At 46.2% G+C, this 19,501-nt stretch carries 17 protein-coding genes; 9 read left to right on the top strand and 8 right to left on the bottom strand.

The window, feature by feature from the left end:
• Positions 1-70: 70 nt before the first annotated feature.
• The 7 genes from ACOXYR_RS07585 to ACOXYR_RS07555 all read right to left on the bottom strand — a co-directional run bounded on the left by ACOXYR_RS07585 (position 71) and on the right by ACOXYR_RS07555 (position 9,382).
• Positions 71-1,198 (bottom strand): PD-(D/E)XK nuclease family protein, encoded by a 1,128-nt coding sequence (locus tag ACOXYR_RS07585; RefSeq protein ID WP_045619639.1) that lies wholly within the window; start codon positions 1,196-1,198, stop codon positions 71-73.
• A 103-nt stretch (positions 1,199-1,301) separates the two neighbouring features.
• The gene (locus tag ACOXYR_RS07580) at positions 1,302-1,793 is read right to left on the bottom strand and encodes a hypothetical protein (protein WP_127348412.1); all 492 of its coding nucleotides are present in this window, start codon (positions 1,791-1,793) and stop codon (positions 1,302-1,304) included.
• Between the two features lie 41 nt (positions 1,794-1,834).
• Positions 1,835-2,590, bottom strand: a complete 756-nt coding sequence (locus tag ACOXYR_RS07575) for a M48 family metallopeptidase (protein ID WP_045619636.1) — start codon at positions 2,588-2,590, stop codon at positions 1,835-1,837.
• Positions 2,587-5,871 carry a type I restriction endonuclease subunit R gene (locus ACOXYR_RS07570; protein WP_047719925.1) on the bottom strand — a complete coding sequence of 1,095 codons (3,285 nt, stop codon included), beginning with the start codon at positions 5,869-5,871 and terminating at the stop codon, positions 2,587-2,589. The genes ACOXYR_RS07575 and ACOXYR_RS07570 overlap by 4 nt, the downstream gene beginning before the upstream one ends.
• Positions 5,872-5,923: 52 nt before the next feature.
• The gene (locus ACOXYR_RS07565; protein WP_045619632.1) at positions 5,924-6,607 is read right to left on the bottom strand and encodes a YecA/YgfB family protein; all 684 of its coding nucleotides are present in this window, start codon (positions 6,605-6,607) and stop codon (positions 5,924-5,926) included.
• Positions 6,604-7,869 (bottom strand): restriction endonuclease subunit S, encoded by a 1,266-nt coding sequence (locus ACOXYR_RS07560; protein WP_047719921.1) that lies wholly within the window; start codon positions 7,867-7,869, stop codon positions 6,604-6,606. The genes ACOXYR_RS07565 and ACOXYR_RS07560 overlap by 4 nt, the downstream gene beginning before the upstream one ends.
• Positions 7,859-9,382, bottom strand: a complete 1,524-nt coding sequence (locus ACOXYR_RS07555) for a type I restriction-modification system subunit M (protein WP_047719919.1) — start codon at positions 9,380-9,382, stop codon at positions 7,859-7,861. Before ACOXYR_RS07555 ends, ACOXYR_RS07560 begins: the two co-directional genes overlap by 11 nt.
• Positions 9,383-9,713: 331 nt before the next feature.
• Here ACOXYR_RS07555 and ACOXYR_RS07550 point away from each other — a divergent pair, with 331 nt between their 5' ends.
• From ACOXYR_RS07550 to ACOXYR_RS07510, 9 genes are all read left to right on the top strand, one after another.
• Positions 9,714-10,841, top strand: coding sequence for a hypothetical protein (locus tag ACOXYR_RS07550; protein ID WP_421355360.1), 1,128 nt, complete (start codon positions 9,714-9,716; stop codon positions 10,839-10,841).
• 148 nt (positions 10,842-10,989) lie between these two features.
• Entirely contained in the window at positions 10,990-12,111 is a 1,122-nt protein-coding gene (locus ACOXYR_RS07545) for a tyrosine-type recombinase/integrase (protein ID WP_045619627.1), read from the top strand.
• 132 nt (positions 12,112-12,243) lie between these two features.
• Positions 12,244-12,432 carry a helix-turn-helix transcriptional regulator gene (locus ACOXYR_RS07540; RefSeq protein WP_021536930.1) on the top strand — a complete coding sequence of 63 codons (189 nt, stop codon included), beginning with the start codon at positions 12,244-12,246 and terminating at the stop codon, positions 12,430-12,432.
• A 24-nt stretch (positions 12,433-12,456) separates the two neighbouring features.
• The gene (locus ACOXYR_RS07535; protein WP_045619626.1) at positions 12,457-13,059 is read left to right on the top strand and encodes a hypothetical protein; all 603 of its coding nucleotides are present in this window, start codon (positions 12,457-12,459) and stop codon (positions 13,057-13,059) included.
• Positions 13,060-13,118: 59 nt separating this feature from the next.
• Positions 13,119-15,719 (top strand): DNA polymerase type-B family protein, encoded by a 2,601-nt coding sequence (locus tag ACOXYR_RS07530; RefSeq protein ID WP_045619624.1) that lies wholly within the window; start codon positions 13,119-13,121, stop codon positions 15,717-15,719.
• A gap of 262 nt (positions 15,720-15,981) precedes the next feature.
• Positions 15,982-16,908: a helix-turn-helix transcriptional regulator gene (locus ACOXYR_RS07525; RefSeq protein WP_045619623.1), complete on the top strand. Its 927-nt coding sequence runs from the start codon at positions 15,982-15,984 to the stop codon at positions 16,906-16,908.
• Positions 16,901-17,308, top strand: a complete 408-nt coding sequence (locus ACOXYR_RS07520; protein WP_045619621.1) for a hypothetical protein — start codon at positions 16,901-16,903, stop codon at positions 17,306-17,308. The genes ACOXYR_RS07525 and ACOXYR_RS07520 overlap by 8 nt, the downstream gene beginning before the upstream one ends.
• Positions 17,301-18,188, top strand: coding sequence for a GTPase family protein (locus ACOXYR_RS07515; RefSeq protein ID WP_032634193.1), 888 nt, complete (start codon positions 17,301-17,303; stop codon positions 18,186-18,188). Before ACOXYR_RS07520 ends, ACOXYR_RS07515 begins: the two co-directional genes overlap by 8 nt.
• Positions 18,189-18,358: 170 nt before the next feature.
• Positions 18,359-18,820, top strand: a complete 462-nt coding sequence (locus ACOXYR_RS07510) for a hypothetical protein (protein ID WP_021536924.1) — start codon at positions 18,359-18,361, stop codon at positions 18,818-18,820.
• Between the two features lie 62 nt (positions 18,821-18,882).
• Here ACOXYR_RS07510 and ACOXYR_RS07505 read toward each other — a convergent pair whose 3' ends face one another.
• Positions 18,883-19,275, bottom strand: a complete 393-nt coding sequence (locus tag ACOXYR_RS07505) for a hypothetical protein (protein ID WP_021536923.1) — start codon at positions 19,273-19,275, stop codon at positions 18,883-18,885.
• Positions 19,276-19,501: the final 226 nt, after the last annotated feature.

Below are 19,501 nucleotides of genomic sequence, written 5' to 3'. Positions count from 1 at the left end.
ATTCGGCGCTTCAATTACCAGCCTAATAATCCACAATTTAAAAAGATCGTCATCACTCAGTCATATTACTTTATGTTCTTATTTTTGAGTCCATCCACTTAGTCATACCCTTAAGAAGAACCAGTGCATCTTTTTTGCTTCTCGTATTCCCCCAAAAACTCAGTTCAAGCACTTTCCCCTTCCCAGTAATTGATACTTCATAGTCCTCAGGGCTAGCTGTTGGAATGAAATCTCCAGCACTTAAAGCAACTCTTATTTCTTCTTTTAGTGCATTAACTTCAGGGTAATCATCTGAATGTATCCATCCATATACGTAGAACTCAGCTTCATCTCGTCCATCCTCTGAAGGGCGATAAACTAACGTAATTCCTGTTTTACCTTGCCCCCAGCATCCCGGCATCAGATGAATTGCTTTATAGTAACCCTTCCAGTTATTAATACCTGTTGCAATATGAATATCAGGCAATACCTCTGAGACAACCGATTTAGCTTCCTCGGTGATAGCATTTTGGTACATTTCCAGCAGTTGAACCGATTTTATCAAAGCCGTGAAATTTTCAGTGACAAACTCCACATTTTTATCAGATACCTTATCCATACTAACCTCACTCAATTTTTTAAGATGACTTAAAAACTCCTGATAAAAAAAAGTCCACTTGCTGAACCCTTGATTCATCATCTCCAACCCCAGACGTCGGATGGCGGTTTCCAGCAGCAGTGAATAATTGATAAGTTGCCAACCGTCTACGCCTTTAGCGCTGTTACCGTCAGGCTTTAATATACAGCGAAATAGTTTTTGATTGTTGCCGCCGTAACTATCAATGAGACTTACATAGCTGGGAAAAGGATTATATGTATCAGCCAGAACTTTATGCTCAATACCTATAATGAATTCATCATGTCTGATAAGAATATCAATATATTTCCCATCTTCTGTTCGGGCCTCTCTCATTAACTCCAGAGAAGTGAAATCAATTTCATCAACATCGAGGGAATCATCCAGGCAACATAGCAATGCTTTGAGCAACCATGGCGGCACCATTTTCTGGGCTCCCATAAACAAAGCCATCAAATCCGTAGTTGGATTTTCGAGATATCCGGAACCTCCCAATTCAAAGAAATTGAATTCAATATCATCCTCAACCGAGATGCCTTTCAGTTGTTCAATAAATTCGATAGCCAACGCTTCAGAATGCAATTCAACCTCCCTTTAACAATCATATTTACTATGCCATTTATTTGATATTTCAGTTATTGAAAACTGTCACTGTTAATCAATATCCATGCAGAAAACTAAAACATTATTCATTAATCCTTTTGCGGGCAATATCTATCTCTATCGCCATTTTAATTTCATCTTTCTTGGATTCTATAATCCTAATATCTTTTTCCATACTTTCAATTAAAGCATTAAGTGTTTTTATTTTTTCAGGATCAGTTTCATATTTTAACTTTACCTCCGGTTCATTCATTTTCATTCTTATTGCATGAATTTGTTCGTTAAGAGGTTTTGTCTTTTCATTTATGATTCTGTTTTTCTCATTGAACCAATGCATGCCTTTATTAAAACGTTCCAGCCCGGCATTTGTATCATTTAGCACCCTGGCTACAACATTTGATACTTCTCCTGATTTACTCTTTCTTTTACCGAGAAGTTTTATTAATAATCCAGAAACAACAATCACCGGAATAGCCACATAAGTTAAATAGACACCAACATAGCTGACAGTTAGTAATGTCAGGACATAAAGAATTAGAGTGGTATAAAAAATATACTTTGATACTGAATACATAACTTCCCCGATTAGTTTCTAAATTAGAATAAGCCCCAAAATCACATATCAGTCAACAACATCCCCGCCATCCCATCCAGTCGCTTCTTGACCTTTTCCCACCCCGGCATGACCTGCCCCATCAGACGGTAAAACTCTTCGCTGTGGTTGTGCTCAGCCACATGGCATAACTCATGTAGCAATACATAGTCGATACATTCTGAGGACGCTTTCACCAGCCATGGATTCAGAGTCAGACAGCCTTTTGCAGAGCAGTTACCCCATTGCGTTTGCATCGCCCGCAGACGTATCGGCGGACGCTCATTAATCCAAAGGGTCTGCGGTATCAGTAAATCAAGCCTGCGTTGAAAGACATCTCTGGCGCGTTCCCGATACCATTCGGCCAGCAACGCTTTAACTTTTTCTGCCGATTTGTGCCTGACCGACACTTCCAGTCGCCCACGCAACATTTTCACTCGTTGCGGCTCCGTAGCGTCTTCTGTCACTTTCAACTGATATTGCTTGCCAAGATAGTAATGGCTTTCTCCGCTGACATACTGACGCGGAACAATGTGTGTCTGCTGCTCCCTGAAATCACGCAGTTGCTGATAGATCCAGCGCCCACGTTTTTTCAGCGCAGACAATACCTCGTGCCCCGGTGTTTCAGGCGGTACAGAGGCCACAACCCGGCAGTCCGGATAAACCTTGATGAGCACCCTGCCCTTTACGACCTGACGCGGAACACACTGTACGGTGATGACCTCATCACCATAAACAATGCGTAACGCTTTCACTGCTGGCGACTCTTTTTCACTCATGTTTTCATCAAACCAACGCGCAGTATCTGGATGATAGTTTCCACAATACGGTTCACCTGGATCATTCCAGCCCCTATCTCCCGGCAGGACGTAAACAGCAGAGGTAAAAGATTTGTCTTGACCGCTTTCTCTATATCCTGAGGGTTCAGGGAATTTTCTGCTACTGCTTTGACGATAATGCTGTCCACCTCAAAGGCTAGCTTCGTCCACTTCTCCTGCACCTGAACATCGTTTACCGCAAAAACCTCAGGTAGCTCTTTTTTAAATACACCGTAATACGCCTGAGCATACTTGTTCACCGCCAGTGCATCCGGGATGTCGCTGAGCTTACGGGCTTCAACTTTTTCTTCAAACTCCCGGAATAGGAGATACTGTTTTAGTGGATGGTCGAACAGTTTTTCTGCTTCTTCGATAGCCATGCGCAGGAGTCTGGAAAATGCCTCCTGAGCGTACGGGTCATCACGCAGCTCCTGCTCAATCATCTTCGTCACACGGGTTTTAATGATGTCGGTTTCATTGCGGGTTTTATTGTTATCCCACTCTTCGGGTTTTTCGCTCTTGCCCATTTTACCTACTTCATACACGCCATCCGGTTCACGAACCTCAACGCCAGTGACATGCTTATCCAGCAGTTTTTTCACCTGCTCGGCGTAGTCGTCATAATTGACCTGCTCTCCACTTACCTGCATTGCCCACTGGCGAAGGCTGGACATCTGTTTTACGGTTTCTTTATAGAGATTTCGGTCTTGTTCCGTAAAGCTCTTGTCGGTGAAGAAGGTAGCGGACTGCAGTGCCACTTTCAGGCATCCGGCAAAGGCCGTTAACGCCTCGAAGAAATCATCACGGGTTTTCTGATGGATATCGACCATCTCTCCGTCACGTTCTTCCATTTTAGGCACCAGTACCGCACGTAACTGCTCAGTATCATTTTTGTTTTTAACACCGGCAAATATGGCCCACAGCTGGTTATACAGATGCGGTAGACGCTTGTATTCAGAGCTCATGGCGCTGTACAGCCCGTCAATATCTTTGATGTCGTATCCGCCCTGAGTTCGGGAGGCGAGGTCCTGATATTTGCCGATAGTCGTGTCCAGTTCAGCCAGAATGCCGCGATAATCTATCAGCAGGCCAAACTTTTTCAGTGGATGCAGTCGGTTTACCCGGGCAATCGCCTGGATAAGGTTATGGGATTTAAGCGGCTTGTCGATATACAGCACGGTATTCTTTGGTTCATCAAATCCAGTGAGCAGTTTATCGACGACAATCAACAATTTAAGCTTATCATCGGTATCGAAACGACTGATGATATTGCGGGTATACACGGACTCATCCTGCGTGCCGACGTTATCCTTCCACCATTTAGTCACTTCCGGCAGTTTGCTTTCATCCACTTCGGTATTCCCTTCCCGGGTATCCGGCGGGCTGATAACTACTGCTGACTCAAACAACCCGGCTTCATCAAGATACTTTTTATATTTGATGGCGGAAATCTTGCTGTCGCAGGCAAGCTGGCCTTTCAGCCCCTCATCAATATTCTTCGAGAAGTGCATGGCGATATCGAGTGCGATCAGCCGGATGCGGTCATCTGCACTGTAAACCTCACCCTTTCGGGCATATTTACGCTTAAGGTCGGCTCTTTGCGCTTCGCTTAATCCATCGGTAATACGGTCAAACCAGGCATCTATTGCCCGGTCGTTTACCTCAAGATCAGGAATACGTTCCTCATAGAGCAGAGGCGTCACGGCCTGATCTTCTACCGCCCGCTGCATGGTATAAGCGTGGACAATCGGCCCGAATTTATTGGTGGTCTTATCTTCTTTCAGCAATGGCGTACCGGTAAACGCAACAAAGGCGGCGTTCGGCAGAGCCAGTTTCATACGAACATGGTTCTCACCCCCCTGGCTACGGTGTCCTTCATCAATCAGAACGATGATGTCGGGGCTGGTGTTGACGCATTCAGGCAATTTTGTCGCTGAGTTAAATTTCTGGATAAGGGTGAAGATAATGCGTTCTTTACCAGAGCCAATCTGCTGTGCCAGTTTCTGGCCAGAGGTCGCCATTGCTTTGGCCTTATCATCCTTTCCGGCCAGTTCGCCACCAGAAGCGAAAGTGCCGCTGAGCTGCCCTTCAAGATCGACACGGTCCGTCACCACCACAATGCGACACTGCTTCAGGCTGTCATGAAGAATCAGCGCCTTACTGAGGAACACCATGGTGTACGATTTACCGGACCCCGTGGTATGCCAGATCACCCCACCTTCTCTGCCCCCGTCCGGTCTGCGGGTGCTTATGCGTTCCAGCAGCCTTTTAATCCCGAACACCTGCTGATAGCGGGCGACAATTTTTCCGGTTTTTTTATCAAACAGGGTGAAGAAGCGGGTCATCTCCAGCAGACGTTCCGGTGAAAGCAGACTGATGAGCAGCTTATCCTGCCCGCTGACTGCCAGTTCCCCCCCATCGATTAACTGTTGATACCATTTGAGATCGACTGAAGGACGATGATCAAACAACGCATGAATTTGTTCAGTCGATAACTGATGGTTGCGCAGCGCATACATCTGCGGATCGGTAATATCTTCTTCGCGCCATGCCGCCCAGAATTTCATTGGCGTATGGCATGTACCGTAGCGCCCGTCATGACCGTTAATCGAAAGTAATAACTGGCTGTAGACAAACAGCTGCGGGATTTCATCGTTGAACTGGTTGCGGATACTCTGGGATATCCCCTCGTCAATGGTTGGCCCTTTCTTGCCATGACCAGCCGGGCTTTTCGCTTCAATAACAGCCAGCGGGATACCATTAACAAAGCAGACAATATCTGGCCTCCGGGTTTCAACACCACCTGACCGCAATACCGTAAATTCTTCAGTAAAGTGGAACTGGTTATTTTCCGGATGTTCCCAGTCAATCAGCGCAATGGTGGGGTTCACCTTTTTGCCATCGACAAACTCCGTAACGGCGATCCCGTAAAGCAGATGGTTATACATCCGCTCATTGGCTTTCAGCAGCCCTTCATTCAGCGCCGGAGAACAGACCTGTGATATCAGGTTATCCAGCGCTTTTTCCGATAAGCGGCATGTTTTACCGCCCACCATAAAGTAACGCTCCGACAACACTTCACGCAGAATCGGGCGTAGCACCACCTCGTCCTGTTTATAGCCCCGGCAGTCCATAATCTGTTTCGGGGGTAAAAACGTCCAGCCAAGGCTGGTCAGTAACGTCAGTGCCGGGATTTTGGCGCTGTATTCTTCCTGGAATTTTGGCGTGTACGTCTGGTTCATCATTAATCCTTTTCTTTCTGGCGCTACTCGCTACTGGTCACATGAAGATTCATCAATGCAGACAGCACTTCTTAAATTTTTTACCGCTGCCACACGGACACGGGTCATTTCGCCCGGGCATGTTTTCTGCCCCCTTCACTGGAACAGGCCGGGATGATGCCTCTGACATTCTCACTGACAACCAGTACTGATAAAGTGCCAGTGCAGCAGGCTGAATAAGGGAAATACTTTTCTCAAACTGCTCTCCGGTCATTTTCTCAAGTACAGGAAAATTCTTCTCCACGCCATGAAGAGCGATCACTTCCAGAGAAGGCCGTAACTCACCGGGAAGACCAGACCAGTCATCCAGTGACTTTCCTTTCATATAACCAAAACACCACTCTTCCACAATGGTATATTTTTCCCCCTTTACCTCACGCTCATTGAAAATCGGCTCAAACAGTTCAGGGGCGTCATAAAGGCAACCAGCGATATCGTTCATATGCTGAAAACACAGCCCCACAAAACGCGTCATCTCTTTTTCAGTGGTCCAGCGAGGGTGGTAATCACCTCGCCCCCAGATAGCACTGAGCCAGGTATTAGGGGAAATCGTATTCGGGCCAGAGACAATCGCTGTCAGAAAGCCATCCAGCTCAGAGAAACAGAGCACAGAGTCATCATTGCCGTATTTCAGCAACACCTCTTCCAGCCAGTCGATTTCCCGGTCAGTCAGTGGACCGCTTTTCGTCAGTTTCATTCGGCAACCGCCTCATCGACCTTAACACGACGTTTGCCAGTCAGTAGCTGTTGCATCAGGGCTTTTTTCTCATCTCTCAGGCAGGCGAGTTTTTTCTCAAGTGTGGAGATTTCAGCATCTGCAGCAGAAAGTACGGCTGCGATTTTTTGCTGTTCTTCAACACAGGGGAGTTTAAGCTCTAACTTTATCAATTGCCTTTTTGAGAGGTTGTAGCGAGTTGCTCCCTGACCTAATGTCGAAATTTGACGGCGTACATGTTCACTACGGAATAGGTAACGAGCATATTTTGGAATAAGAGTCTCGAAGTTATTCAATCGAAATCCGAAGCAAAATGAGTTTAAGAAAACCTCACTAACCTCTTCCAATAAAACCGAAGACATCCCAACCTCTTCTGGCGTCTCCGATGATGTAGTGAAAAATATATCGCCGTACTTTACAACGGATTGGCGCTCATCATCATTAACCTGTACGTACTCTAGGTTTTGAATATCGATTCTGGAATTTTTGAAAATATTGATGTAAGGGATATATGGCTTACCTGCACCAAAATCCTCCTTGGTCTTCCCTGTTAAACCGGTATAGGTATCACCCAAGTTGCCGAAAATGGTATATTCCCACTCCCCACTAAACCTCACCCCATTCTCATCCCGCAACCGCTTCCTTCCAGTAAGCAATTGCTGCATCAGGGCTTTTTTCTGCTGCTGACTGTTGGTGAGAAGCTTTTCCGTCACCGAAATCGCCTTATCCCAGATTGACAGGATTTCCGCGATTTTTTTTTGTTCCGCCAATGGGGGGATAAGAACTGGTAACTCCTGTACCTGTTTAGCGGATAAGTTAGCTTGCTTCGTTCCACCTGGAAATGAATACAATACAGATAGAATCAACTCACTCCGGAGTAGGTTCAAAATATAACCAGAGCTCGAATTATTTTTAGGAACTATCTTTAGTACCCGCTGGTTTAGCAATGAGTATTGAGTGTTTGAAGGAATTTCAACTGTAAAACCATAGTCACGTTTTCCCATTGTGCCCGTCATAGACATGACTAAATCACCTGGCTTCACCAAGAACTTTTTATAGTCAACTTTAAAGGAGTCCGGTAAATACACAGGGTTACGGTTTAAATCTAACGAATTCTGGTATAGATTGCCCATCCTAAGCAAAGGAATACCTGTTGGAACAAAATCTTCACTTCTAAAGGCATATCCCATAATTGTATCTGCCAAATCATTTAAGGTTCCAAGCGTCCACCCCTTAGGCACCATAACCCAACTCCTCCAGATAACCCGCCATCTGCATTTCCAATTTCGCCAGTTCCGCTTTCAGTTGATCACGCTCAGCACGCACGGCCAGCAAATCAATCTCGTCTTCTTCTTCAAAGGTATCGACATAGCGCGGAATATTAAGGTTGTAATCATTGTCCTGAATCTCCTTCAGGCTGGCGAGATAAGCATATTTCTCGACGTTATCCCCTTCACGATAGGTGTTTACGATCTTCTGGATATTTTCTGCGCTGAGCTGGTTCTGGTTTTTTCCCGCCTTATATTCACGGCTGGCATCGATAAACAGCACCTTGTCATCAACTTTCTGCTTTTTGAAAATCAGAATCGCAGCCGGAATCCCCGTACCGTAGAACAGTTTTTCCGGCAGACCAATTACCGCATCCAGCAAATTTTCGTCGATCAGTTTCTGGCGAATTTTACCTTCGCTGGAGCCACGGAAAAGCACACCGTGTGGCACAACTACGCCCATACGGCCAGTTCCCGGTTTCAGGGTTTCGATCATATGCGAGATAAAAGCGTAATCTCCTTTAGTCTTCGGCGGTACACCGCGACGAAAACGGCCAAACTTATCGTTCTCGGCCTCGTCATGGCCCCACTTATCGAGGCTGAACGGTGGGTTAGCGGTCACGATATCAAACAGCATCAGGTCGCCATTTTTATCGAGCAGCTTCGGGTTACGAATGGTATCGCCCCACTCGATTTTATGGTTGTCTTCCCCGTGCAGGAACATATTCATTTTCGCCAGCGACCACGTAGAACCGATCGCTTCCTGACCGAACAATGCATAGTTACGACTATCATGCCCGGAGACAATTTTACGCCCACACTTCATCAATAATGAACCGGAACCACAGGCTGGATCGCAGATGGTATCACCCGGTTGCGGATCGAGCAGTTCTGCAATCAGGTCCGAAACTTCCGGCGGGGTATAGAACTCCCCGGCTTTCTGCCCACCGCTGGCGGCAAAGTTTTTGATCAGGTATTCGTAAGCATTGCCGATAACGTCCAGCGTACCGACACGACTCGGCTTCAGGTTGAGATCTTCACCGGCGAAGTCTTCCAGTAGCTGACGCAGGATGGTGTTTTTCTGTTTTTCTTCACCCAGACGGTCAGTGTTAAACGAAATATCCTGGAACACGCTTTTCCCGGCATCTTTCAGTTTGGTGCCGTTAGCTTCTTCAATAGCGTGTAGTGCCTGATCAATACGCTCGCCGTTGCCCGGCTCATGGCGACGCTCGTAAAGAGCATAAAAGCTGGCGCTTTTCGGCAGCACAAAACGCTCGTTAGCCATCATCGCTTCAATCAGTTCCGGCGCATCACCGTACTGTTTTTTGTAATCGTCATAGTGGTCCTGCCAGACATCCGAAATGTACTTAAGGAACAGCATTGTAAGGATAAAGTCTTTATAGGTGTCAGCACTGATGGTGCCACGGAACGTATCGCACGCGGCCCACAGGGCTTTGTTGATCGTATCCTGACTGATTTTGTCGTTCATGAATCATCCTGGTATGAAGAAAAGCTAGCGATGCAGGGCTTTGCATCGTAAAAAATTGTGGTAAATGATACCTCAAGAAACGCCCCTGGACACACCTGAATCACAGTATCTTTACGGAAATTGTCCACCTGATACCGACAGATGACTTACTAATTTCCTCATGTTTACAAGTTAATAAATTCTAATGATATTAGCAGGATAGACTCAATGTAAGCTATGGTGTAAAACTGCTGTTGGGGTAAATAGCCTACTCATGCTCTTGTAATCACAGCACTACCTTGCAAACCTTCATCAGTAAAAGGGTATCTGACCTAAATAAACGAGGCACATTATGTTTGAAAACTTTCTTGAACACCCTAAACGAGAACAAAAAAACGCTAACCTTCTCGCTAAATATCAGAATGACATTGATAAATTATCCGAAATTTTTACTGAGGATGATTTACTACACCTGATGACTCAAGAACAACCAGATGGCACATGTAAGATGCGCCCCTCATTAGCCTCTATCGAGATTTTCGCGCCCTCCGCATTATTATCCAATTATATTAATTTTTTTCAGCATACTGATTACCTTGAAAAATGGTGCAAACTACAACGTAAGGAGTTCGACGTACTGTCCATTAATATCTACGGCCTTAATTCCACTAAACAAAATAGAATTCCGGGTAATGTTTTAAAGGAAGTCGATGCATTTCTGGAACAATTACTCAATAACGCAACCAACGACCCAACACATCCGATATTCACATTACTAAATATTCTTGATACACTTGTGGATGTAAAGACATATCAAAATAACAAACTCTACATCTGGAATTGTAAGTTTTCAATATCGATTCATAATATAGCACTCAAAATTGCCCGCAGAAAAATCATAAACTATATCAAATCCTCGGATTTCACTAATTCACTCCCGAAAGTTTCAAATCTGCAAGCCCAGGATGCTGCCCTCCTTTTCTTTGCAAGATTTTGTGATGGATTTTATTTTCACTTTCTATTGCAAATATTAGACAAGATGAAAAACTCCGGGCTTATTAAAGATAATTGCCTCAACCACCCCGCTATGTTTCAATTGATTACTCTTGCAATGTTACCCCATGAGGTCATGCAACACTTTATTAATGAAAAAAACGATGCAATTACATTAACCAGCCCCGACCGATTTGTTATTGATGAAACCATTCCCCGAAACAAAGAAAACATGACAGGAATACAAAAAAACATAAACCAGATCTTACACAAGACCTATATTTACATTGCACTACTTTTATTTCCCAAATGGAAGCCCACAGCCAAAGAAATCATCCTTTTCCTTGAAGGTAAGAGTAAAACTGTTAAAGGATTGTTAGATCTAAAATCGACAGCACTGGGACTAAGTTCACAGATTAACGATGTAGGTCGTCTCAGCAAAGAGGAATATGTCACCCGATTACTATCACTTGCTCAGGCTAAATGAAATTATGGCGTCACAACCCACAGAGAATTGACCTCTGTAAATAAAAAGCACAGTTTTAAATTGAAATGATGAACTGTGAAAATGACAACTCGCAATTAGTTCACCAGACATCGTATTTTTCCTGGCACACATTCACAGGAGAACTACGATGTCCATTATTGATCTGCGTTTCAGCACTAAATCACTTCAACAACTGCCACATCCGAAGATAGGTTGTCAGGAATACCGTGATATTCACTGCCCCCATCTGCGGGCACTTGTTTATCAAAATAGCATCACTCTGGCATTTCGGGCGACCATCAACAATCAACGGATTTATGAAACACTGGGCACTTTTCCACTCCTCGGTGTAGAGGATGCCCGCCTGCATACCATGATTCTGCTCGGTCGCAAAAAGCGCCTTGCCTTACAGTCCCGCCGTTATACCGTTGAACAGGCTATCAACGACTTATGGCTTCCTGATATGCAGCTATATAAGAAAAGCCCTCAGTCTGAACTGTCGAAGCTCAATCGCTATATCCGTCCCTTCTGGGGACAGCGTCGCCTGCGTGATATTACTGCCGGTGAAATCGAAAAATTCGCGGCTGACCTGCGTTCAACATTACGTCCGGCAACCATAAACCGCCTCCTAGCACTACTCTCTAAGATATGCTCTCTGGCTGTACGCGCTGAATGGATAAATCATTCTCCGATGACCCACGTTCGTTATCTGAAAGAGAACAACGTCCGGTATCGCACACTTTCTGCCACTGAAATTCCATTATTTATTGCTGCCGCTGAGGCCCTGAATACGCCCGCTGCTGATGCCATATTGCTTGCACTCTATACCGGTATGCGTATTGGTGAAGTTTGTACGCTGAAATGGGATTACTGGCATCCAGATGCACAGCAATTACTTCTTCCGGATACCAAATCTGGACATCCATTCACCTGCCCGCTTGCTGCTCCCGCAGCAGCCATTATTCGGCGACAAGAGAAACTGGCACTCAGTACGTCCTGGGTTTTTCCACGCCTGACCGATGCAACTCGTCAGTTGAGCTATCCGCGTGAAACCTTTTCCCGAATCTGCCGGGATGCTGGCATTGAAAATCTGCGAATGCACGATCTCCGCCGGACGTTTGCCAGTCGTGTGCTACAGACAACAAGCGATATAGCCATGGCCTCCCGGTTACTGAATCACCATTCACTCACTGCCACCCGCCGCTATGCGTTTCACAATGCAGCGGACACTCAGTCGGTAGTTGCACAAGTGGTTGATACATTTAAATAAAAAATCTGACGGCATGAGCTGTGAGTTTTATGACGTGTAATCAAACTGCACAGCTCTTATTGTTTGAGCACTGCAGGGCCCGGCAGTGACTGACAGAACCTATAAACACCTTTAGCTCTGAGGAGCCCTGATATGTACATCAACAGTAAACAGCTTGCTATTCGCTGGGGTATTGCACCCAGCACCATTGCCAGTGACGTTACCCGTAACCCGAGCAAGCTCCCTCCGTTCATCCGGCTGGGACGTGCGATCCGTTTTCCCGTGGCTGAGGTGGAAGCCTGGGAAAAACAGCACATCACAAATACACAAACTTCGCGCTAATTTGACTTTCAAGGAGTAAAAACAATGAAAACCTCAAAAATACTCAGCTTTGACTACCTGGTTAACGCCAGCGACATACTTATCCCTGTCTCTGATGTCATCAGCATCAGTCTCGTTGAAAACCGCCTCAATTTTATCAGTCGGGCGTGCCGCCTGCTGCACACCGAGTCTTTTGATACGGATGAAGCAGCGAAAACAGCGTTTAACACCTATGCCCGCAACTTCGAAAGTAACCTGCCTGAAGAGGCTGTCTACCGGGGTAATAACTGCATTGCCCGACTTAAGTTCGTCTACGGCATCAGCCTGTTCCAGAACGCAGAGCGGGCTATCCTGACGCTCACTAATCGTTATGGCGGAACGCTCGTCAGTGAATCAGCCAAACCTGACACTCTTGATGAGGCATTTCAGGAACTGGCTACCACTCTTGGTGGTCGCGAATTTGAAGGAGTGGGCTTTCGTTGGTTGCATGCTAATTGTCTTCTCTCCTCGCGACTCTTGCCGATGGTAGAAAAGACCCCGAATGGCATCGTCATTAAAGTCAACGATAACTTCGTATCTTTCGTAGCAACGAAAGACGAAGAACAAAAAGAACAACTGTTTGCTGAGATCCGTACAGCCCTCGCCTGATTTCCCCTTACTTCTCGGTGCCAGTAATGGCACCGTTCACCTGAATAAGAGAAGCCCCAATGTTTGACATGAATGCACTGCTCGCAGATGCGGCGGGAGTGACGCAACCTGTCGCCCGCTCTGCTAAAACACTTGATAACTTTCCGTTAATACCGCAAAAGTCAAAAAATCGACTGGACGTCAGCAGCGAGCTACATCTTGATATCGGCTTTGATACTGAATATGTCTATAACCCACATACAAAGCAAAACGACATTCTGTCTTATCAGAGCTATGTCGTGCTGCCTGATGGAAAGGGTGTTCCCGGAATCCTGTACCCCGCCAGCGCCCACAAAAAAGATCGCCTGTCGCTGAAAAACTTTCTCGCGAAAACCCTGACGCCGCTATTGAAGAATGAGCAGATTAACGAATGGCCGGGTTCGATTACGCTGTATGCTCATTTTCTGCGAGCGGATGTAGCCTCATTTTCCGATTTCTGGAGCGATCACAAAATACTGCTGAAAGGAATTCGCAGTACAGTTAGCAGTTTTAAAAACCGCTACGGTATTGATTTTGATGAAGTCGAAAATCGTCGTGAAAAAAATAGCCTCATCACGTTTGATAAACGGACCAGCCCGCCCCGTTGCAGCAATGTGACGTTCACCGATACGTTGTTGATCACTCCGGGTGGGATGGGGCTGGCGGAATGTGGCCAATTACTTGGTCTGCCGAAACTCACCATTCCAGCACCTTATTCAATCAGCGATATGCGCCAGTATTTAAAAGGCGATCGACGCGGTTTCGAAGCTTATGCAGTTCGTGATGCCGAAATTGCCGTGCGCTATGCCTTACAGGTGAAATCGTTCTGCACTGAAAGTCTGATGATTGAGCGCATCCCCACCACGATTGGTGCGATGGCTGTTTCCCGGTTTCTCAAGACCATTAAGGAAAGCGGCCAGTCTCCTGAAGTCTGTATGGGTACCCGGACAATATCGCAACAGTGCTGGAATCCGGATACTCATGGATTCAGAACGTTAAAATCGACGCAGAGTATACCCGCAAGGGAACTCTATGAGACGTTCGCCATAAACTGCTATCACGGCGGTCGAAATGAGTGCTTTATGATGGGCATCACCCCTGAAAGCCAATGGTATGACTACGATTTGGCAGGCGCATACACCACTGGCCTGTTAGATGTTTTGCAACCCGATTATGACAATCTTTATACGAGCCAAAATCCTGAGGAATTTTGCGGACATACCATGGGATTTGCGCTGGTCAGTTTTCGGTTCCCCGACATGGTACGCTACCCCTGTCTGCCTGTCAGAACCGACCAGTACGGATTGTTTTTCCCTTTGACAGGCGAGTCTTGGGCGACCGCCCCGGAAATAGCCCTCGCACTGTCTCTGGGTGCGGAAATAGCTATTCAGCACGGTATTATAATCCCATGGCTTCAATATAAATCTGATAATGCCTCGTCCCCGACAAAACCAGCAAGCTCCGTGTTTTTACCCTTTGTGCAACAGGTTCGCGAAAATCGTAATCGCCATGATAAAGGGTCTCTGGAGGAGAAATTCTGGAAAGAGATCGGAAATTCTTTGTATGGAAAACTTGCTCAGGGTCTTCACGCAAAGACTGCATTTGATACCGCCCGTGGGCTGAACAGCCCTCTGCCGCCTTCGTCAGTCACCCAGCCATTCTTTGCTGCACATGTCACGGGATTTGTCCGCGCGGTGGTGGGCGAGTTGATGAATACACTTCCCCCGAATACAACCGTGGTCAGTGTGACTACAGATGGTTTTCTGACAGATGCCTCTACCGAGAATATCGATATGTCTGGTCCGTTATCGTCACGTTTTCAGGCGTTATGTGACATTGCGGATCCGGGCTCGTCTATGCTGACCTGTAAACATCAGGTCCGACAACTTGTCGCCATGAAAACCCGGGGACAGTTGACCTATAAAGAACTTGCAGGCTACCCAATCGTACACGCCCGTGCAGGAGTTAAACCCCCTGCTGATATTCCACGCGACGACTATAACCGCTATATGGTGGACCTCTATCTTAACAGGGCTCCGGGTCAGAAGCTTCGCAGGGGCTCTCTCATTTCAACCCGTGACATGTGGTTGAATGAAAGCGACCTTGTCGCCGTTGAATCGGATATCCGGTTAAATCTTGAGTTCGACTTTAAGCGCCAACTGATCGCCCCAACGATGAATGATGGCCATTTGTTGATGTATTCCCGTCCGTGGAATGATATAGCGCAGGCACTTAAGCAACGCCAGCTTTTTGATGACTGGCGGCAGACACATACCCTGAAAGACGAATCCGACTGGGAGGACTGGTGTGATTTTCTCTATTGCAGAAACATTTTTACCCCTCTGAAACTGAAAGTAGGACAAAATCGAAGCGATGACGTCCTTGTTCGCCTTTTCCTGCGGGCCCTGGCTCAATATCAATGGGGGCTTACGCCGGACGACAGAAAGCGACAAACCAGTGTGGAGATAGCTGCATGGCTGGTCGAGGCAGGCTACTCTGTGACACCCAGCGATGTAAAAAATGCAGGTCGGGCTAAGCTCCCACCCATTATCTTTGATTCCCTGACTGCCCGAATGAATCGCCTGATGGACCTTATAAAGCTGGTATATCCCGGCTTCGCATTGCCCTCGGCCGTGTTGTAAATCCTTCACGCTGAATACCTGTTTGCTAAGCCCACTCTCCCTGTCGTGGGCTTTACTGTTTGGGGGTAATGAGGCACTGGTAATAAAGCTGCTTCCCGCAACCACCACAACATGGACAGGTTGAGTCCACAAAAACCATACAGAAAATATATCACTGAATTTTATGGTTTTTATTTTTTAGAAATTCTGCTTCAGCCTGGACTCATCTTGTCCATCATCCTGCTGAAAATATCCTTCCAGCTTCAATTGATTGGATGCCTGAATGGATAAGCATGACAAACTTGGGTATCGCCTTGGATTGATACTGACTCGCCTTAACAACGGTGAATCGGTCACGGTGAGTGGGCTCGCTGAAGAGTTTAATGTCTGTGATAAGACCATCCGGCGTGACCTTACGCAGCGACTGGCTTATCTCAACCTTCTTCGCAGTGGTAAGAAATACCACCTTCCCGTTGGCGTTCTGGGACAGCGCAGCAATACGGACTTGCGCCGATTTACGCGTATTCTGGGTATTGACGGGTTATTTCCACGCTGGGATGACCGCCTGTTAGGCATATTGCTGGGCAATGCCGAAAATAATCCATTTCTGATCAAGCAGCGTCCCTACGAAAATTGTGGGGTTTTTATGACTACGTTGAATACATTGTCAGACGCGATTCGCGGCAGCAAAAAAATAAGCTTTATGTATAAAGCGAAACGTTACAGCGCTATTGAACCCTATCGTCTCGTCAGTGACCGAGGGATCTGGTATCTCGCTGCTATTAAGGGAGGTGTGCTGAAAAGTTTCGTCATTTCAGCGATGAAACAGGTTCTCCCCAGTAACATGTCATTTTCCATGTCGCCGGAAATTCATCTGCAAATCGAGAATGCTGAAAGTATCTGGTATGGCGCAGAGCTTACTGAAGTACTGATGTCAGTTTCTGCACGTGTAGCCCCGTGGTTCTTGCGCCGTGCGCTGTTACCGGGTCAGGAAATTATTCACACTTCCGCAAGCGGTGATTTGCTCGTGATTTCACGGGTGGCTCACTTCGGCCAAATTATCCCTCTCATCAAATACTGGATGCCCGAGGTTGAAGTTCTAAAACCAGCATCGATTCGTAATCAGGTTACGCAAGACATACGCCTTGCCCTGAAACGATACGAGCAGAATGAAAGTACGGAATCAACCGGAGATACCTCTAATGAATAAAGATGAAAAAGCGCTCGAGAATTTTTTCGAAAACATAGCAACGGACTTACTCAGCGGTCTTCTTGACGCCAATGATAATGAACAGAATGCGCATCTTAAAGCCTGGCTTGACGCGCCATTCAATGTGGTTCCCGAAAACCTTCTCCGACATGCCGAGATGATTTGCAATCACTTCAGTGCTGGTGAAGACGGTCATTTGTTAATGCACGGTATTGATGATCAACTGGCCGCAATGAACCTTTCCCGCAAGGAACGCTTCAGCCCTATGAAAAAAGGGATCGTCGGTTACGCGGCACCCCGTGATCTGGAAAAAGTGAATGCCTTGCTAAAAGTAATTATTTCTTATTACGAGTGTGCGTTAATTAAAGCGAGAATGGAGAATGGTGCTCAAGATGAATAATACAGAAACTAAAAATCGAAATCCTGTGAAGGATGCTCTTGAAATATTACCTGAAAATATCAGGGACAGTATTGCCCGACGCATCAATGACGTTATCAGTTATGAGCCGGTCATTGGCATTATGGGAAAGACCGGAGCCGGGAAGTCCAGCTTATGTAATGCGATTTTTAAGGGTGATATTTGTGCAGTCAGCGATGTCGCCGCCTGTACCCGTGAAACGCAGGAAATGCGCATCCAGTTTGGCAAACGCTCAGTGCGGTTGATTGATATTCCGGGTGTGGGCGAAAATGCTGAGCGTGACGCTGAATATGAACAACTTTATCGTGATCTGTTACCACAGCTGGATCTGGTTCTCTGGGTGATTAAAGGCGATGATCGCGCCTTTTCTGCGGATGAACATTTCTACAAAAATGTGCTGGCCCCTGCTGGCGGTGAGGCTAAAACACTGTTTGTGCTTAATCAGGTCGACAAAATTGAGCCATTCCGTGAGTGGGATGTTGTCAACGCCCGGCCTTCTCCATCCCAGATGCAAAATATCCTCGATAAAGAAGCATATATCACACAGCGATTTGGGTTTACTGACCATCCGGTGATCGCTGTCGCCGCCAGTGAGGGATACAATGTGACCCATTTGGTGGAGGCAATGGTTCGTGCGCTCCCAAAGCACGCTCAAAGCGGCGTCGCTTCTCAGGTGAGAGACGAGCACAAAACCCGTACAGTTACAGAAGAGGCAACGGAAGGATTTGGTGATACCGTTGATCGCGTTCTTGATGATATTATTGATAATACCCTGCCAGTGCCTTTGCGCGTGGTCGTAAAAGCCGCCAAAAAGGCCGTAGTCAGTGGATTAAAAAAGGCCTGGAACTGGATTTTCGGCTGAATATATAAAAACATAGCGGGGGCGATGGCTCCCGTGTAAGTTATCTCAGGTTAAGAGACACAACCTAACCCGAAGATCCCACAAGGTTTTCAAATTATATCTGTAAAGCTAAGAATGGTGGTTTAGCTTTGCACCTGGAAGCAGAACCACCTATAAGGACATCTCCCCCCATGAAATTTAAATATCTTGCGTTATCCCTACTCGTAAGCTTGCCTGCCCTGGCTGAATCATCCCTTATTGCGTGCAGCCCTAAAGACAAAAGTGGGGATGACTCTGCAAGTATTTGGCCGAGCCCCTATTTGTCACAAAACAAACTCTGTTTCAACATAAGTGCCAATTCAGGTAGTACGTGTGTTGCTAACGGGAAAAGTACTTCCTGGTTTACTGAAGCCGTAATTGTTGATATTGATGGCGAACCACAAGGACGGGATGATACCTGGTTCCGGGTTGTACATCCCATAATCACTGATGAAAAAATAGAGTATGTGATCGAGGGTTCAAGAGATAAAAAAAATTGGGGGGGTGTATCACATGTCTCGATTAACAGACTTACGGGAGAAGCGGTAGACTGGTTTATCGCCGACCAAGGTGGAACATCTTATCAGTGTCATCTGGAAAAACGAAAAATCTGACTGGCATTATATTGTGCCTGAAGAATACGGGAGCTTATGCTCCCGATATTATTCTTAAGGACTCAGAGTTTAACAAGTCCTGCTTTAAGAGCCAGACGGACACATTTATTGGCTTCCTGCATAATCACCTCCTGTGGATATCGGTTCATTTCCCGATATCCATCAGATTTAGCCATGCGACCTTCCATTCCGGCATTATCCAGGACGGTTTTCCAGGCATCCCGTATTTTCTTTGAATCCTTTTCTCCCACGCCCCCCGACAGCGTTCCGAATAACTCTTTCGTATTGTTATTGAGATGTTTATATTCAGCAGCGTCCGGGTCTAATAGCATGGCCATTTTTGTTGATTGTCGGGTCGCTTCATAGCAGAGCCCTGCCGTTTCAAGCGATATTTTGGCTGCAAACGAGGTGGTAGAAAATCCTATAACAAAAAATGTAATAACAATCTTTTTCATGATATGAAGCCTCGGTAAATTATGCGTGTGATATATATTTCAGGAGAAGGGTAATATGAGGGAGGGACAGGTTATGTCCTGGTTGATAAAAATATTTCGATACCTCGTTCTTAGGGGGTTCCAAAAATATCTGCTTTCAGCCGGTTTGTATTATCTGGCATTAATAAAAAACCCTCAGATACCCTGTCTGACGCGCTCTCTTATCAGAGGGGCCAGTCGCACTTTG

The organism is Pseudocitrobacter faecalis, from assembly GCF_965231525.1.
In the GTDB taxonomy this organism is placed as follows: Bacteria; Pseudomonadota; Gammaproteobacteria; order Enterobacterales; family Enterobacteriaceae; genus Pseudocitrobacter; species Pseudocitrobacter faecalis.
The sequence above is the reverse complement of the archived record's forward strand: the minus strand, read 5'-3'. Positions and strand labels throughout refer to the sequence as shown.

Excerpts from the sequence above, each read along its gene's own strand:
- ACOXYR_RS07510 (WP_021536924.1), top strand. The coding sequence starts at position 18,359 with ATGAAATTTAAATATCTTGCGTTATCCCTACTCGTAAGCTTGCCTGCC.
- ACOXYR_RS07565 (WP_045619632.1), bottom strand. The coding sequence starts at position 6,607 with ATGAAACTGACGAAAAGCGGTCCACTGACTGACCGGGAAATCGACTGG.
- ACOXYR_RS07530 (WP_045619624.1), top strand. The coding sequence starts at position 13,119 with ATGTTTGACATGAATGCACTGCTCGCAGATGCGGCGGGAGTGACGCAA.
- ACOXYR_RS07505 (WP_021536923.1), bottom strand. The coding sequence starts at position 19,275 with ATGAAAAAGATTGTTATTACATTTTTTGTTATAGGATTTTCTACCACC.
- ACOXYR_RS07515 (WP_032634193.1), top strand. The coding sequence starts at position 17,301 with ATGAATAATACAGAAACTAAAAATCGAAATCCTGTGAAGGATGCTCTT.
- ACOXYR_RS07545 (WP_045619627.1), top strand. The coding sequence starts at position 10,990 with ATGTCCATTATTGATCTGCGTTTCAGCACTAAATCACTTCAACAACTG.
- ACOXYR_RS07555 (WP_047719919.1), bottom strand. The coding sequence starts at position 9,382 with ATGAACGACAAAATCAGTCAGGATACGATCAACAAAGCCCTGTGGGCC.
- ACOXYR_RS07560 (WP_047719921.1), bottom strand. The coding sequence starts at position 7,869 with ATGGTGCCTAAGGGGTGGACGCTTGGAACCTTAAATGATTTGGCAGAT.
- ACOXYR_RS07520 (WP_045619621.1), top strand. The coding sequence starts at position 16,901 with ATGAATAAAGATGAAAAAGCGCTCGAGAATTTTTTCGAAAACATAGCA.
- ACOXYR_RS07580 (WP_127348412.1), bottom strand. The coding sequence starts at position 1,793 with ATGTATTCAGTATCAAAGTATATTTTTTATACCACTCTAATTCTTTAT.
- ACOXYR_RS07535 (WP_045619626.1), top strand. The coding sequence starts at position 12,457 with ATGAAAACCTCAAAAATACTCAGCTTTGACTACCTGGTTAACGCCAGC.
- ACOXYR_RS07540 (WP_021536930.1), top strand. The coding sequence starts at position 12,244 with ATGTACATCAACAGTAAACAGCTTGCTATTCGCTGGGGTATTGCACCC.
- ACOXYR_RS07575 (WP_045619636.1), bottom strand. The coding sequence starts at position 2,590 with ATGAGTGAAAAAGAGTCGCCAGCAGTGAAAGCGTTACGCATTGTTTAT.
- ACOXYR_RS07550 (WP_421355360.1), top strand. The coding sequence starts at position 9,714 with ATGTTTGAAAACTTTCTTGAACACCCTAAACGAGAACAAAAAAACGCT.
- ACOXYR_RS07570 (WP_047719925.1), bottom strand. The coding sequence starts at position 5,871 with ATGAACCAGACGTACACGCCAAAATTCCAGGAAGAATACAGCGCCAAA.
- ACOXYR_RS07525 (WP_045619623.1), top strand. The coding sequence starts at position 15,982 with ATGGATAAGCATGACAAACTTGGGTATCGCCTTGGATTGATACTGACT.